This is a genomic window from Vibrio sp. 1751 (assembly GCF_033339895.1).
In the GTDB taxonomy this organism is placed as follows: Bacteria; Pseudomonadota; Gammaproteobacteria; order Enterobacterales; family Vibrionaceae; genus Vibrio; species Vibrio alginolyticus.
In genome coordinates this window covers 1-15,908 of the sequence record NZ_JAWOVM010000028.1, presented here as the reverse complement: position 1 = coordinate 15,908, position 15,908 = coordinate 1, and the positions used below count along the sequence as shown (strand labels likewise).

The 15,908-nt window shown below is 47.0% G+C and carries 13 protein-coding genes; 4 read left to right on the top strand and 9 right to left on the bottom strand.

Annotation, left to right across the window (positions count from 1 at the left end; all coding sequences use genetic code 11):
• Positions 1-53 precede the first annotated feature (53 nt).
• The 9 genes from R7041_RS11285 to dsrO form a co-directional block, all read right to left on the bottom strand.
• Positions 54-827, bottom strand: coding sequence for a hypothetical protein (locus R7041_RS11285; protein ID WP_017633868.1), 774 nt, complete (start codon positions 825-827; stop codon positions 54-56).
• A 110-nt stretch (positions 828-937) separates the two neighbouring features.
• Positions 938-1,516, bottom strand: a complete 579-nt coding sequence (locus R7041_RS11280; protein ID WP_017821657.1) for a membrane integrity-associated transporter subunit PqiC — start codon at positions 1,514-1,516, stop codon at positions 938-940.
• On the bottom strand, positions 1,516-3,162 hold the full coding sequence (pqiB, locus tag R7041_RS11275; protein ID WP_017821656.1) for an intermembrane transport protein PqiB: 1,647 nt from the start codon (positions 3,160-3,162) through the stop codon (positions 1,516-1,518). Before pqiB ends, R7041_RS11280 begins: the two co-directional genes overlap by 1 nt.
• Positions 3,155-4,486, bottom strand: coding sequence for a paraquat-inducible protein A (locus tag R7041_RS11270; protein WP_005376683.1), 1,332 nt, complete (start codon positions 4,484-4,486; stop codon positions 3,155-3,157). The genes pqiB and R7041_RS11270 overlap by 8 nt, the downstream gene beginning before the upstream one ends.
• A 301-nt stretch (positions 4,487-4,787) precedes the next feature.
• On the bottom strand, positions 4,788-5,840 hold the full coding sequence (locus tag R7041_RS11265; protein WP_206949249.1) for a c-type cytochrome: 1,053 nt from the start codon (positions 5,838-5,840) through the stop codon (positions 4,788-4,790).
• Between the two features lie 8 nt (positions 5,841-5,848).
• Positions 5,849-6,412: a c-type cytochrome gene (locus R7041_RS11260; RefSeq protein ID WP_370687796.1), complete on the bottom strand. Its 564-nt coding sequence runs from the start codon at positions 6,410-6,412 to the stop codon at positions 5,849-5,851.
• A 277-nt stretch (positions 6,413-6,689) separates the two neighbouring features.
• A complete protein-coding gene (locus tag R7041_RS11255; RefSeq protein WP_206949248.1) occupies positions 6,690-9,782 on the bottom strand; it encodes a tetrathionate reductase subunit A in 3,093 nt (1,030 codons plus the stop codon).
• 17 nt (positions 9,783-9,799) lie between these two features.
• Positions 9,800-10,930: an NrfD/PsrC family molybdoenzyme membrane anchor subunit gene (gene nrfD, locus R7041_RS11250; RefSeq protein ID WP_047103395.1), complete on the bottom strand. Its 1,131-nt coding sequence runs from the start codon at positions 10,928-10,930 to the stop codon at positions 9,800-9,802.
• Positions 10,927-11,691 (bottom strand): sulfate reduction electron transfer complex DsrMKJOP subunit DsrO, encoded by a 765-nt coding sequence (gene dsrO, locus R7041_RS11245; protein WP_047103392.1) that lies wholly within the window; start codon positions 11,689-11,691, stop codon positions 10,927-10,929. Before dsrO ends, nrfD begins: the two co-directional genes overlap by 4 nt.
• Positions 11,692-11,869: 178 nt before the next feature.
• On the opposite strand from dsrO, the gene R7041_RS11240 reads away from it, so the two are divergent.
• The 4 genes from R7041_RS11240 to R7041_RS11225 form a co-directional block, all read left to right on the top strand.
• Positions 11,870-13,693 (top strand): sensor histidine kinase, encoded by a 1,824-nt coding sequence (locus tag R7041_RS11240; RefSeq protein WP_047103390.1) that lies wholly within the window; start codon positions 11,870-11,872, stop codon positions 13,691-13,693.
• 25 nt (positions 13,694-13,718) lie between these two features.
• Positions 13,719-14,321 (top strand): response regulator transcription factor, encoded by a 603-nt coding sequence (locus R7041_RS11235; RefSeq protein WP_047103388.1) that lies wholly within the window; start codon positions 13,719-13,721, stop codon positions 14,319-14,321.
• A 102-nt stretch (positions 14,322-14,423) separates the two neighbouring features.
• Entirely contained in the window at positions 14,424-14,822 is a 399-nt protein-coding gene (locus R7041_RS11230) for a hypothetical protein (protein ID WP_005376702.1), read from the top strand.
• A 64-nt stretch (positions 14,823-14,886) separates the two neighbouring features.
• On the top strand, positions 14,887-15,908 hold a 1,022-nt coding region (locus tag R7041_RS11225), incomplete at its 3' end, for a protein-disulfide reductase DsbD domain-containing protein (protein ID WP_318128630.1).

The following is a 15,908-nucleotide window of genomic DNA, read 5'->3' as shown; positions in this document are numbered from 1 at the left end:
CCTAGAGTTGGTACAAGTTACAACGCTTGAATATAGGCTAGGGTTCAACCTAATCAAAAGTAAAAGCCAAGTCCGACTAAAAGCCCTTGAGAAGCCGTATCATATTCAAATACCTCTTCATTTTTGTAATCGACCCAGGTCGACTTGTAAGCTAAGTTGAGATCAGACCATTCGTTAAAGCGATAACGAACACCAGTTTGAATGGCATAAGTGAAGTGAGTATCGTTGCCAAGTCCGGCGTCGATGCTGGCATGAAATCGCCAGTTTTCGCTCAATTCATCAATGAGTCGCAAGCCAACTAAAAAATCGACCCAATCTTCTTGTAATGACAGTCTATCTTCTAGTACCCGGTTGTCATTACGATACAGCTTGCCGGTGATGTCATTGTCCCACCAACGTAATCCAAACATATAATCCAGTTTACCAAATGAATATTGTTCGCGTTGGAATGCCTTTGCTTCTAGAACACCTTGCCGTATTTCGATGTCCGCACGATAACGAGCGTTAGGCAGAGCGCCCTTGATATTATTAACATCACCACTTAAGTTCATGAAACTATAATCTATGTAGTAGCCCCACTTACTTTGGTAAATACTCTCGAATCGCAACATCGCCCCAATATCGAGGTGGTCTACGATGAACTTAGGATCGACATCCACCTCTGATGAAAAGCGACCAATACTGGTATCCCCGTGGATATTCAGTCCTAGCATGTACACTTCTATGCTATTTCGCCAACGAGATTCTTGTGTCTCGGCTGAGAGCGCTACTGATGTAGGTAATACAAGAATGAGTGAGGAGAGTGATAGCAGGTTACATGGTTTCATCCAATTTCCTTTTCGGCTTTTCGGCTTTTCGTCAGCTTTCAGCTTAGTAGAAGTCGCTACACTCTGCATAAAAAAGGGAAGCAACTTGCTTCCCTGTAATTAACATTGACTTAGAGTTGTTTGGCAATGTCTGAGGTTAGGCTTTCTAAGCCTATGGATAAAGCGTTGACGAGCGCTTCATAGCCCTCATCTTGAAGTGGCTGTGAGATTTGTATTGGCGCGCTGTTTTCTACCTTACCTTCGGCATTAATGAGTAACCATTCCCCCTCAATTTCGATATTACCTTTGTAGCTGCCATTAAATTTATTTAACGTAAGCTGGAGTTTGGCTTCACCGCTTTGATCCAACAGATTATTCATTTCAGTCGGCCAGTAATGACTTTGCTTGTGACGTAGTTCCGCGACGACTCTCTGAGTGATTTGCTCAGAAATACTGTGCGCCCATTGATTGTGCTTCGCCTGAATAACTTGGGTCTCAGAGGTTCGATAAACAATGCCATTATCATTCAAATAACTCGCCAATGTCACTGGACGAACAACTAAAGTTGGGCGCTGAGCGATATCAGAAGAGCTCAGCGTCACTGGTTCCGCCTTAGGTAGAAGGTACATAGCTCCTTTAGTTTGCGGAGCGCTACTGCAACCCGTTAGACCGACAAATAGCGCGATAGACAGAAAGAATACTCGTTTCATTAGTTTTTGCCTTTAACTGGTATTGGGTCACTGATTTCATCTTCTCCAAACACGAGAGAGTTTGGCTTTTCGTTTAGCTGTTTAAGTACGGGTTTAAACTCTGTCATCACGCTTTCTAATTCTTTTAGCGTGGCTTCCATTTCGCTGTACATGGTTGAGTTGGGCCCATAACCATCGAGTGTTTTTTGTAATTGCTGTAAGCTTTGGCGAATATCTGTTGGGATCTCTTGCGTCTCTTTTTGATTCAAAAGTTTATCAATACTGTCCGCCACGCGTTCTGCTGAAGCTAACGTTTTTTCAGACGTTTTTAACGTTGAATTGAGAGAGTCTAGTGTTTCTTCCATTGGTAAGTTATTAATCTTATTTAGGAAGTCGTTCACTTGGCGCTGAACCTGCGCAAAACCACCACGCATGGTTGGGAAAACATCTAAATCAGCAAACTTACTCGGTACGTAAGGCTCGTCGTTTGGATAGAAGTCGGCGTCAACATACAGTGCGCCTGTTAATAAGTTACCTGTTTTTAAAGTACCACGTAGGCCTTTAGCAAACTCACTCTTCAATTTATCTTTTAACATTGGTAAAGATTGGGATTGGAAATCGCCATAAACACGGCCGAGCTCGATACGTACCAATACAGGGATTTTTTTCGCAGAAAAGTTCTCTTCTGGGGTTGGAAGTCGCATTGGTACACGCATCACAGTACCAATTCTCAAGCCTCGATATTCGACAGGTGCCTTACGTTTAAGTCCTCGTACCGATTCATCAAAAAGCATAACGAATTCAATATAATCATCGTACATGCCTTCTCGAAGTTGTTTAATATCATCGTACAAGCGGAAGTTGACCATATTTTCAGTGAGCTGTTCACCGGATTCAAGACCTGGAACGGTATCGAAGGTAACACCACCCGTTAGCATGCTCTCTAATGAGCCAAACTTGACTTCGAACCCTTCAGCGTTGAGCTGTAAATCTACGCCAGAATTCAGCCAGAACTTGGTACGAGTGCGCACTAAGCTGTCATAAGGCTTGAAAATAAAGAGTTGGTATAACGCTTTGCGAGTGTCAACATCAAAGCTGGTTTTCTCTACACGACCAACCGTAAAGCCTTTATAAATGACGGGGTCACCAACGCCTAGCTTACCCGCCTCGCGGTGTGTTAACACAAGGCGTAACCCCTCTGCATCAGGAGAGGCGACTGGGGGAACATCTAAGACCGTAAAGCGCTCTTTCTCTATCTTAGATTTACCCGGCTGAAGTTGGATATAAGCGCCAGAGAGCAAGGTCTCTAAACCTGAAACGCCATCACGGCCAATACGAGGCTTCACAACCCAAAACATGGTGTCATCTCGCAGCATGCGTTCTGCATCCTTGTTCATTTGTGCCTTAGCGATGATGTGATCGTAATTTTCACTGAGAGTGACTTCAGTAATCAGTCCGACTTTTACATTCAATGCTCGGATTTCGGTTTTGCCAACCTCAATCCCATCTGCGGTTGGCAGTTGGAGAGTAATTTGTGGGCCTGTACTGTTGATATATTGGAACAGCATCCACGCTCCCATGGCTAGCGCAAGGATCGGGACAATCCATATCGCAGAAATCTGCTTTTGCGGTTTTATTTGAGCGGTTACGTTGTTCTCATCACTCATATTTGGCTTTCTCGTTTAAGTTGTCAGAAATCGGCTCCTGCACTTCGTTTTGTGGCAATTGCCACAACAAACGTGAGTCAAATATCATTGCAGAAAGCATAGTAAAAATGACCACTGCCGCGAAAGAGAGCGCAGCAGGACCTGGATAAATCGCCATTAAGTTTTGCAGCTGAACCAGTGCAACTAAGATCGCGACGACGAAGATATCGATCATGGACCAACGGCCAATAAACTCAGTTATGCGGTAGATCTTTAAGCGTGAAATACTCTCTTCGTGCGGAAGATATCGCGCTTTTTGCGCATTGTAATACAGCCACGCGAGTGCCAGCATTTTCGCCATTGGAATAAATACGCTAGCAAAGAAAATTACCATCGCAATAGGGTAAGAACCTAAATGCCAAAGCAATATTACCCCCTCCATGATAGTCGAACCTTCTGCATGTCCAAGGCTTACGGTGTACATCATAGGGTAGAGGTTCGCAGGGATATAGAAAATGATTGAAGCAAACAAAAGCGCCCAAGCTTTTTGTAAATTGTCTGCGGGGTTGTATTTGTGAATAGGGCTTTTACAACGAATGCAGTGTTGGTGTTTTTTAGCTTCAATAGGGTTGAGCTGGTGGCACGTATGACAACCAATATGGTTGTGGTTATGGTGCGTATCACCCTCTTTTACATCAGGTAGCTCGATAGCTGGAATAAAGTGCCCCCAGAGCCAGCTTTTGTCGACCATTGATATGCATTTGACTACCAGAACGGTATATACACAAAACGCCCAGAATGAAGTGCCCATTCCTATGTCTGCGAGGGAAGCGATTTTAATTAAGCTGACCAACACGCCAATCAAAAATACATCCACCATTAACCAAGGTTCGACTCGAAACAGAAGACGGCATAAAACTTTTGCCATTCGTTGCTGCTTTTTAGAGGGGGTATGTTTACGTGCTTTTAATGCTTCAAGGTGAAGAAAGAGAATGAGACCAACATAGATTGCAGGCAAAACGATAACTGTTGCGAGTAGCAGCACACCCAAAAGCACATTTTGAAACTCAGCCAGCATTTTGGCAGCGTGCAACAAGGTGATTTCTTGCGACAACCCTTGCACGCTGAACGACATAAAAGGGAAAGAAATGCTTAGCACTAACATGATCAAACATGCCGATGATATGGCGATCACGCTTTGGTAAGGCTTGGCATTCACTTTAGTCAGCGAATGCGAACATCGAGGACATTGTGCTTTTTGCCCCTGTTCGATATCGGGAATGCGAACAACAAGGCCGCACTCTTCGCATGAAATTAACTGACGGGAATTAGGTTGAATACTCATCGGGTAGGTTTTAGATTCATTTGCTTTAAGAATACTCTTTTTTCACTAGGCACGCTTGTTTTGATTCAGGAGTTTACGAGTTTCTTACTTTTGGCATTAGAGCATATGGGAGATCTAAGACATAAACGAAGTCGCGTTTGGTACAAGATTTTACGGCGAAGATGAGTATGTTGGAAGCCGAAAATAATGTGATATTGCTTGTCTGTGGAGGGGTAATTACTTGTTTTTAAGGGTAAGTAACCCTGCCCAGATAATCTGAGCAGGGAAAAAGAGCATTTTATTTAAGGTGCTTAGTTGTACTTTACTTGACCGTTCCGCTCTTAAAGGCATTGGAGCCGACTTGCGTACCGTTGAGCGTTTTGCCGTAATAGCCTTGGTGCTGGTGATATTTCTCCGCGTTTGCGGTGACATTGCCTTTGAATCGAGGATCTTGTGGACGCTCATGGCTGTTGACGTATGCTGCGACATCCCAAGCTTCTTGCTCTGTCAGCTGCACACTTTTCCCAAGCGGCATGTTTTCGTAAATAAAATAGGCTGCAGTGTTAATCCGGTGCATACCTGCGCCCCAGTTATACGCATATTCGCCCCAAAGTGGTGGAATGTATGAATGGTCGTTGGTGTCTTTGATGCCTGAACCGTCGGCGCGATGGCAAGTTTCACAGTTCTTTTCGTAGACCAGTGCGCCTCGCTCTATTGATGGTTCTTGCTCAGGGGCGGCGATTTTTGGGTAGCCTCGCCCAGAGAGATTACCCCGCTTTTCAATTGGTAATGCTTGTGCGATGGCTTCGGGCAACGGGAAGTCTTTTGCTTTTCCACCAATTTGCAACGTTTTTGCGTCTAGTTCTGGAATGGGCTCATCCGCCATACCATGTTTGTCAAGCAAGCCGCCCATCGCTAACCAGTAGGCGTAAGCACTAAGGGCAACAATTTCTGTCGAATCGTAAGCGGGCGCTTTACCGTTCATGGAATACTCGAAACAACCTTGGATACGGTCAGCATAGCTGTTTACGCGATCGTTTTTCTTACGATATGCCGGGTATGCCATGTAAGCTGCCCACAGTGGCGCAGCGTTTGCTTTTCGTCCTGCCTCCATATGGCAGTTCACACAGTTTTGTTCGTTGCCAACGTATTTTCCGCGCATTTGTTGTGAGTTAACAAAGAGCGAGTAACCGCGTTTTACTTGCTCACCAAATGCGGTGTTTGGGATTGTGCTGAGATCACGCGGTTTTAAGTATTCACCGTGATTTTCTTTTTCTATCGCAGGTAGCTCTTTCTGGCGGTCCGGTAATGGATCGCTAGCTAGTACGAGCGTAGAAATGAAAGGCAGTGCGAACAAAGAATAGAAACGTTTCATGACTGCTCCTAGTAACGTAATGAGGCAAAGTAGTAAGCAAGATTTTCGATCTCTTTGTCAGTGAGATTTTTTGCGATGGTCCCCATCATATTGAGCGGGTCGCCACTGCGAGTGCCGTTTTTCCATGCCATCAATTGCGTTTTTAAGTAATCAGCATGTTGGCTTGCGAGGCGAGGGAACTTGTCGACGCCCATACCGCTGGCTCCATGACAAGTTGCGCAAGCTGGAATATTTCTATCCCAATCGCCTTGGAAAATTAATTTACGATACGGGTTACGAATATCAGCTTGGTCGCCGCGTTGTTCTGGATTCGTGAACTCATAGCTCGGGAGGTTAGCAAAGTACTCCATAACTTCCTTACGGTCTGCGGGATCGCTGAGTTCCTTCGCCATGCCTTGCATGACCACATTTTGGCGTTCGCCACTAAGGAATAGTTCGATTTGAGTGTTGAGATAATTCGCGTTTAAACCAGCGATCATCGGCGCGATATTTGGCTGTCCCATGCCATCTTGGCCGTGACAACCGCTACATACGCTGGCTTTTTCCGGAATAGACGAGGCGCTTGCGCCCATAGTGGTTGCTAACAAACAGGCCACCACCACTGGAAGAATTTTTGACATGCTGACTCACTTTAATTTTTATTAATATGTCTAAGTGCTACTTGGTAGTCACATGGACGATATTGTCGGCCTTGTCAATAATGAAAGGTATTGTGGATTTCCACATATTTAATAAGTGTAAATGGCCGTATTTGTTTTTATTGGTTGTTCTATAAGCGATAAAAACAAAGTGGTGAAGAGCTGCACAAATCGGCAGCTCTAAGTGGTAGAGACGTCTTAACGTGCGGCGTTACGCTTTGCGGATTTTGGCTGGCAGGGACTGACGTGCCGCCGCGCCCACTACCCAATCCAACAACACGCCTTTGCCTTCTCGAGTAGGGTCAATTAAGCCAATGTCGTTAATATTGACGCCATCTTGGCTGCGTGTTTTTACGGGTTGTTGTTTATCGCCGATCCAGTGCGAGCGTTGTCCTAGCTCGGTATGACCAAACCCATGTTCAAATCCGAGTGTGCCAGGGCGAATCCCGCTGACTATCATCGCAAGTGCTTTGGTGCTTGCAGATGGTGTCTCGATAACAAACTCATCACCCGTTTTAATGCCTGCGCGCTCGGCATCGATTGGATGGATGTACACTGGGTTTACGCCTTTAATCGAGTTCAACCTTGGCGATAGGTTGGATACCGCACTGTGAATGTTGGATTTAAAGTTCGTCAGGCTGAAAGGCCATTCTGAGCTTGGGAACTGGTCTTCCATTGGTGTGCCATCGGCCAGTTTTTGTGGATGCCATGTTGGGCAACCCGTGTAGAAATCACCGGTCATGGTGTTTCTTGCGCTGCCGACACGTTCATTCCATATCGCGACAGGTCGTGTCCATTTGTGCTTCATTTGCTCACCTTGATACGCTTCGGTTGCATTTTCGAAACGTCCACCGCGAGCAAAAATAAACGCCACACGTTTCATCTCATCCGCTGTCAGCGTCTTCTGCATGGCTGGCATTAAACGCTCTAGGCCGGACCACGCAATGTCTTCTGCCGAAACTTCAGGCACCCCGCCTTTCACATAAGCCAAGTTTGCCGCGGAACGTAAGTAGAAATCTTCAGCGCTGTGGAGGGCGTGCCAATTCCCTTGCGCATCTTGAATCGCGTTGTCACCAAAGCCGCCTAGTTGCATTTTCTTGGCGACATCAATCAAAAAGTTTTCTAAGCAAATTGAACGACCATCGGCGGTTTTCTCTGTTCGCGCTCCCACAATCGGCCAGCGAGCGGTGACGGTTTTCACCGGAACGTCGTGCCAAGGCGTTGCCATACCCCAGCTTTCGTAGGTGACCGTGTCCGGCACAATATAGTCCGACAATGCGGTGGTTTCGTTAATGAACGCATCAACAGACACAATCAAACCGAGTTGTTTTGGATCTTTAAGCTTGTCTTCCAGCAGCGCTTTCAAACCGGGTACACCATACATTGGGTTCGCCATGTGATTGATCCACGCTTTAACGCGGTATGGATAACCATCAATAGCCGCAGATAGGTGCTCTGTCAGCAGTGGCGCGGCAAACGGATACCAAGGCGCGCGAGTTGGATAAGGGGATTCACCTGCCTCAACGCGACGTTTGTATTCGCTTGTTTTGTGGTAGGGGAATTTACTGCGCGACAAAAAGACGCCTTTCGGGCCGACTTTGCCAGCAAATTTGGTGAAGTCGTAACGAGGACCCGCAGCGGAAGTTGGGTAGCCACCCGCTTTGGCCATCGCGCCGCCTTTCATATTTATGTTACCAATCAACGCATTGAGCATCATGATGGTAAACGAGTTATAGAACCCATTGGTGTGCATGTTGCCACCGTGGGTATCGACCACCGCTTTTGTTCCGTGACTGGTGAAGCGCTTTGCTAGTTCAACAACTTGTTCGACAGGGATTTCACATTGTTGGCTGTAGAACTCAAGACTGTATTTGAACGCCTCTTCTTTGAGTCTTTGTAGAGACGATTTTACGCGCACTTCGCCCGATGCAAGCGAAACCGTTTTATCGACAAACAGTGCCGCTTCCTCAGCTTGGGTATGAACACCAAATTCGCCGCTTTGCTCATCCACGATGACGTACGGGTCGGAGTCAGACAACGCTTCGCCCTCGAATGGCAGATTCAAGTCCGACGCGCGTAAAAACGTGCCGTTTCTCGGGTGCTGATTATCGCTTATCACGAGATGCGTAGCATTACACCAGTGCGCGGTGCCGGCTCGTTTCATCGCGTTTGCCCCCGGCTGCGCCAAGAAGGTTTTGTTGTAGCGTTGGTTTTCGATGATCCACTGGTTCATGCCAAGCACGAGGGCAGAGTCGGTGCCTGGTTTGATTGGTACCCAGCGGTTGTTGTCACCGGCAGCCAAGCTCGATGAACCAGCAGGCAAACTTGGTGTGATGATGGTGTATTCCAAGCTACCTTCTGTTCGCGCATTGGCGAGTTGGCGCGCCTGACGCTTAAAAGGGTTACCCGCTTGAGCTGGTGACATTCCGATGAAGATGATGTATTCCGCGTTATCAAAGTCTGGCTTCAAGTGCGCGTTCTTATCTAAATCGTTCATGAATGCGCCGCTGCCAGCACGAAATGCGTAGCCGCAGTAAGAGCCATGATGCCCAAAGTTACGCGTACCATAGCTGTTGAACGCGAAGCGTTTGAATATGTCGTCTCGGCCTTCGTTACCGGCGTTGGTCATTAACAGTTGGTTGGCTTTCGGTCCATATTCTGGGTTTTCAGGATCAACGGGCGTTGTTAAATCGCGAATGTCGCGTAAGCCATCAACATGGCCTTCACCAAATAAATCACCACCTTCTACGACTTCTTCTATCAATTGCTCGTAGCTGATCGGAATCCATTTTCCTTCGCCGCGTTTTCCAACTCGTTTCAGTGGCTGAGTAATGCGGTACGGGCTGTTGCGAATTTCTAGCATCCCATTGCCACGTGCGCATGCTGTTGAACGACCGTCAAGGCCCGCTTCTCCTGCCAAACTTAAATAAGCATCTTTGACTGGCGTTTCGAACGGCATGTGTTGCTGATGAGAGAGTGGGTGATATGGGTTGCCAGTAATGCGCAAAATCTCGTCGCTGCGGTTATCAATGCGTACACGCAATCCGCACAGTGACCAACAACCAAAACACATCGATGGCGCAACGCGCTGATTTGGATTAGGGATTAGGTTGCCTTTGCTGTTGACCGTGTACTCTGGTTCAAGCGAGTTACCGTGGTGAATATCACGCGTTTTTTCTCCCGCAGTGCCTTCGAGCGCACCCTCGACCATGTGTTTGGTGGTGGTGGCGTAACCCGCAGCGAATGCGCCAAGCCCACCCACTGCAATGCCTGATTTCAAAAACTGACGGCGTTTGTTATCCATGATGAAATCCTCTTTGATTAGCGTTCAGTTAAGGTGAGTGATGAGGCTTTTACTTCGATCTTTTGTTTTGGCTGAACCAGCTCCGAACCGAGCAGTGCCAGTGCAAGCCATAATCCGAGCATGCCGATAATGCCTATCCAGCCATTTCCATCCATAGTGAGTTGGTATGGATACAGCCCTGCATCGAACTTGGCGATGGTTTGCACTTCCATGATGGTAAACCAGCGAATCAGCCATGCACTTGCCAGTGCGGCAGCAGACACAAAACTGAGCCCTATGACGTGACGAAATCTGGCTGATGTGGACTTTTGGGTATCGCGCAAGAAGATGAAGGCGAGCAAAACACAACCTAAAACGACAAAAGTGAGCAGGGCAATGTTGTGCATCCATTGTTCGCTAGAATAGAGCGAAAATGCGGAATTGTTGGATGCCCAAATCGGTAGCAGTATCAGCGTTAATACACCGCTGGTAACCACTGATTTTTTAAGTAAATTAGTATCGCCAGATGTCAGCGTCTTTGACTGACTAGGCAGCAAGAGCCAAATCAACAGAGAAAATCCGACCGCGCCCATAAATGCAGTGACAAACCAAAGAATTGGTGACGCGGGTTGGTGCCATAAAGGGCGCGATTGAACGACTGCAATTTCAGCTCCAGTATAAAGGGCGATGGTTAAGCCTGATAACACGGTGATTGCAGATATTGTGAGCATCACTTTGTGAGAAATAGCCCATTCACCAAGCGACAACTTAGATAACAGAGGTAGGACTTTTCCCGGTTGATTTCGCAGTGCGATAAGATCCTCGCGGAGATACAGCCATGCAGTCACTACCGCTAAACCTGAGAAAACAGGCAAGAAAAGCGACCCTAAAGACATCCATGACCACGGAGTGATGTGTGCGTAAAAATGCCATGCGCGTCCCGGTTGGTGAAGGTCGCCAGTTAACGCTAATGGCCCCACGATGGCGCCGATGGCCAGCGTCAGAACAAGCGCAGCGCGCAGTCTGTGACTGGTGTGTTTTTCAAATAATAGGGCGATTAGGAATAAAACAGCAGCCGCATAAGCCGAACCGATGTAGAAGAAATATTGCACCGCCCACGGGAGCCAAGCCATCGCTTGAGGTTGGACTAACACTTCGGTGATGTTCATGCGCGCTCTCCCTGTGGGTCGTAAATAGCAGGTTGTCCGTCGATGTGGCTGGTGAAGCGTTCATCCATGCCGATGTAAAACACGTGAGGCTTGGTGCCTTCATTGGGTTTTAGCACTTTGATATCGTCTTGGTGCTTCGCAATTAAGTGGCGGACTTCACTTGATGGATCATTCAAATCACCAATTACACGTGCACCGCCAACACAGGTTTCCACGCAGGCAGGCAATAGACCTTGTTCTAGACGGTGAGCACAGAAGGTACATTTATCTGCGGTGAGGGTGTCTTCATTGATAAAGCGAGCATCGTAAGGGCAAGCTTGTACGCAGTACGCGCAGGCGACGCAGCGGCTGTTATCCACCATGACAATGCCATCTTTGCGCTGAAAGGTTGCTTGAACCGGACACACTGCCACGCAAGGTGGGTTGTCGCAGTGGTTACAAAGGCGCGGTAGCATAAAGGCTTTTGCTTCTCGCGTGGTAGAGCCATCATCTAACGTAACTTCGTATTGCTTTACGGTGGTTCGGAATTGACCGATAGGCGCTTGGTTCTCGATGCTGCAACCCACAGTGCAAGCCTGGCATCCGACACATTTACGCAAATCTATCACCATGGCATAACGCTTCCCGACTTGTCCTTTTCGGTCAGCGGACTGGTTATTTCGAATAATGTTTCCCGCAGTTGCCGTGCCAATGCCTGCGACTGGAATTAACGCGGCTCCGGCTGTGACCGCGCTGAGAAAGCGACGTTTGGTGGAATCCATAACTCACCTGCTTTTTTGTTGTATTTGAATTGACTGATTCCATTGTGAGAAATGCACTGCGAGGCTTATATTGTGGATTTCCACATACCCAGATCAAACTTGATCTAAAACAAATGTGGTTTAGGGAAGGTAGCTGTTATTCTTGTCGTACTCTCTTGACGGAACGATTCGACTCATCATGAAAAAAGCACTGTGGCTTCAGCTTTGGATTCTTTGCTTAGTTGCCTTTGCATCTTTGGCTCACGGCGCAGTTTCTGAACAAGCAGATCTGCAAGAGCAAAAAGCAGAGCAGCCACAGGTCAAGAAAAAAGTCGAAGTGGGCGTGTTAGCGATACGTGGTCATCTTTATGCCGAGCAGAGATGGCAACCGACCATTGATTGGCTCAATCAGCAAATTTCCGATGTGCATTTTGTTCTTCATCCCCTTAACTTGGATGAAATGGGCGAAGCGGTGAAGTTTCAGACCATGGATTTCATCTTAACCAACCCAGGTCAAGCAGTGCGGTTGGGCAGGCAATACGCGCTGTCGTGGATGGCAACGCTAACCAGCAGAGCACCACAAAACTCGAATTACGGAATTGGTTCGGCGCTTGTGGTTCGAGCCAATTCAAGTTATCAAACGGTGCAAGATGTCTCAGGACGTCCCGTTGCGGCGGTATCAGAAAAAGCCTTTGGTGGTTATCTAACGATGCGCTATCAAATAGTCAAAATGGGGCTTAATCCAAACGATTTCTTTTCCGATGTCCGCTATCTTGGTTTTCCTATTGATGCCAACCTGTATCAATTACGTGATGGCAATGTGGAAGCGGCCGTCGTCCCTGCTTGTTTATTGGAACAGATGTTAAGTGAAGGGCTTTTACAACCGGGTAATTACCGAGTTTTAAATCAACAGCCGAACGAGCGCTCGTTATGCGCTGTTTCCACACCGCTTTATCCTAACTGGTCATTTGCCAAAACAGAGCGCGGCTCAGCTCAGATTGCCAAACAGATTGCGCAAGTATTGTTAGCGATGCCACCTGAACACCCTGCGGTTATTGCGGCAGGCGCGTCAGGTTGGACGTCCCCCGTCAGCTTGCTGAGCATCGACAAACTTTATCAGGCGTTGGATCTCCATCCGTTGCAACAACCTTGGTGGCAAGAAGCATTGCGCTGGCTGCGTAGTCATCAAGAATGGGCATGGGCGCTGTTCATGTTTGTTATTGTGTTGAACGCGTACCACTTTTGGCTTGAGTATCGATTTAGCAAGAGTAAGCAAGCGTTGGAGCAGACATCGTTACGATTAAAAGAGAAAAGCGAACAGTTAGAACACTCACAAAGAGTCGCGATTGTCGGAGAAATCGGCACTAGTCTTGCCCATGAACTCAATCAGCCATTGGCGGCCATTCGTAATTACAGTGAAGGCGGTTTACTTCGCTTGGCCAAAAAGCGCCCTCATGAAGATATTGTCCCAGTGCTTGAGAAAATACAGGGCCAAGTTGAACGAGCCGATGCAATTATTCAGCGCTTAAGAACGTTGATCCGCAAGCGTAGTGTCGACAAAGCGCCGTGCGATCCTCAAGTACTCATTGATGACACGATTGAGTTGCTCCATTTTCGAATGAAGAAGCAAAATATTTCGATTGTGACCAGTATAGAAGGGAACGTCCGTCCGGTACTTGTCGACGCTGTGGGCGTTCAACAGGTTTTAGTTAATGTGATCAGTAACGCGATTGATGCGTGTACTTTGTTCCAAGAGAAATATCACTCGTCAGGTTATCAAGGTAAAATTGCCCTGCATAGTGACTACCAAGTCAATCAACTTTCCATTCGAGTGTTAGACAATGGTACAGGGTTGCAGCAAGAGAATCCGACTCAAGCGTTTGTGAGTAGCAAAGAAGAAGGGCTTGGGCTGGGGTTAGCCATTTGTCGCGATGTGATGGAAATGCATGGTGGCGAGTTTGTCATCAGCTCGACAGCACCACATGGTTGTTTGGTTGAGCTTGTGTTTCCATATCAAAACTAATCTGAACTAGGCATAGGAGCGTTCAATGAGCAGCGGTGAAAAGCAGCTACCTGTTTTTGTAGTCGATGATGATGAATCGGTGCGTGACTCGCTCGCTTTTATGCTGGAAGAGCATGACTTCAACGTGACGACTTTTGCTGATGGGCAATCTTTTCTCGATAAAGTGGACATTCATCAGGCCGGATGCGTGATCCTTGATAGCCGAATGCCCAACCTTCGTGGTCAGCAAGTGCACCAAATTTTAAATAAAGCCAACAGCCCGTTAGCCGTTATTTATCTGACAGGGCATGGTGATGTTCCGATGGCGGTCGATGCATTGCAAGCTGGGGCGGTCAATTTCTTCCAAAAACCAGTCAAAGGCGATGAACTGGCACGAGCCATTTTGCAGGGACAGGCGCAGTCTGCCACAAACCTCGATATGGCAGCAGCTAAATCGGCTTATGAATCGCTCACACCTAGAGAAAAAGACATTTTACGTTTGATTATTGAAGGAAAGCGCAACATTCGTATTGCTGACGAACTTTGCATAGCAATGCGAACGGTTGAAGTACACCGAGCTAATCTATTGAAGAAGTTCTCGGCAAAAACCGTCGCAGAGTTGGCATATATTTATGGCAAGCTAGATTAAAGGTTACCGAGTGAAGCCTCTTAAGGTTATTTAGAGGATACAACTTGAGCTTTATGACGACTCGCGTATTATCTTCTTAGTTCTTACTTTATCTGAATTCTTATGAGTTTGTTGACTAAACGACATCACACGCCACATAAGCGGGCAAAATGGCTACTGGCGATTATTGGCTGGGTGGTCGTTGTGTGTCTGATGCAAAATTCAGGCTTTGCATCGTCATGCTCTATGAAATATGAGACGGAATCGCCCGCGGTTTCACTTGCTGATGAGCGTTCGAGCGTCAAGTCGATTGATACTAAAGAAACTAGCAAGTGCGAATTGTCTGAAAAGTTAATTCAGTTTTCTCAACATCAACTCGATGTATTTATTGTTGTTCTGTTTGTCGGTCTTTTTGCTTCGGCAATTTGGTTGTGCAGTGCCTATATTGGTGCGCAACATTGGACGGAACCGATAGGCCGTAAGTATCGAGTCCATCTGACTTTCTGTGTGTTCCGAGAATAAAAGCGTGCTTTCTGACCACTAGCGTCAGTTATTTAGCACCTTTGTCTTTTAACTAGGAATCACTATGAATCAAATTACTAAACTGACTCAGTTTGCGTCCATGTTTTTTATGACGCTTGCTTTGAGTTTGCTCTCTCTGAGTATTTCAGCTCAAACTACTGATACAGGTTGGCTGACCAACCCACAACATCCTCCAGTGCAAACGCGCTTTGTGCTCACTGGTCAACAAGATCCGCAAGCCAAAACAATCACTGGTTATCTGGACGTCAAGTTGGCTGGGGACTGGAAAACTTACTGGCGTTCACCTGGTGAGGGCGGCGTAGCACCCTCTATTGATTGGCAAAATTCACAAAATTTATCCAAAGTGGATTGGCAATGGCCGCACCCACAAAAATTCGAACTATTAGGTATCGAGACTCTTGGGTACAAAGGCGACACTTTGTTCCCCATGACGCTGCACGTCGAAGACATGTCCAAACCTGTCACGATTGATGCGGTACTGACACTTTCTTCTTGTACGACGATTTGTGTGCTGACGGACTATCAAATTCAATTGACGTTCTTGCCTTCTGATCTAAAAGTCGATGAAGACGGGATGTTCAGTTACGCTCAAGCAGTGAGTAACGTGCCGCAGCCATCGCCGTTTATTGATGTTACTCAGGCGAGTTGGGATGCGAACCAATCGAAACTACAAATCACGCTAAAGAACAGTCAGGGTTGGCAACAACCACAAGTGCTGGTGGATGGTGTCGGTGAAGCAACGCGAGACTATAGCTTCAAGCTTGAAGGAATGCATCAAGAAGGAAACATCGTCACCACGAGCTATATCGTTGATACTTGGCTGGGCGATGTGGAGTTAGATGGTCAGTCGCTGTTTGTGACCATCAAAGACACCAATTTACTAGCAGAAGAAACCACTCAAGCAACTGCTGAGGCAATAGTTGAACCGCTGCCGAGCACGTCTCTAACGAGTGTTTTTCTATTCGCGTTGCTCGGCGGTTTAATTCTTAACATCATGCCTTGCGTTCTTCCGGTTTTGGGGATGAAGCTAAGTAGTATTGTTGCCGCTCAAGGTATCGAGCGTCG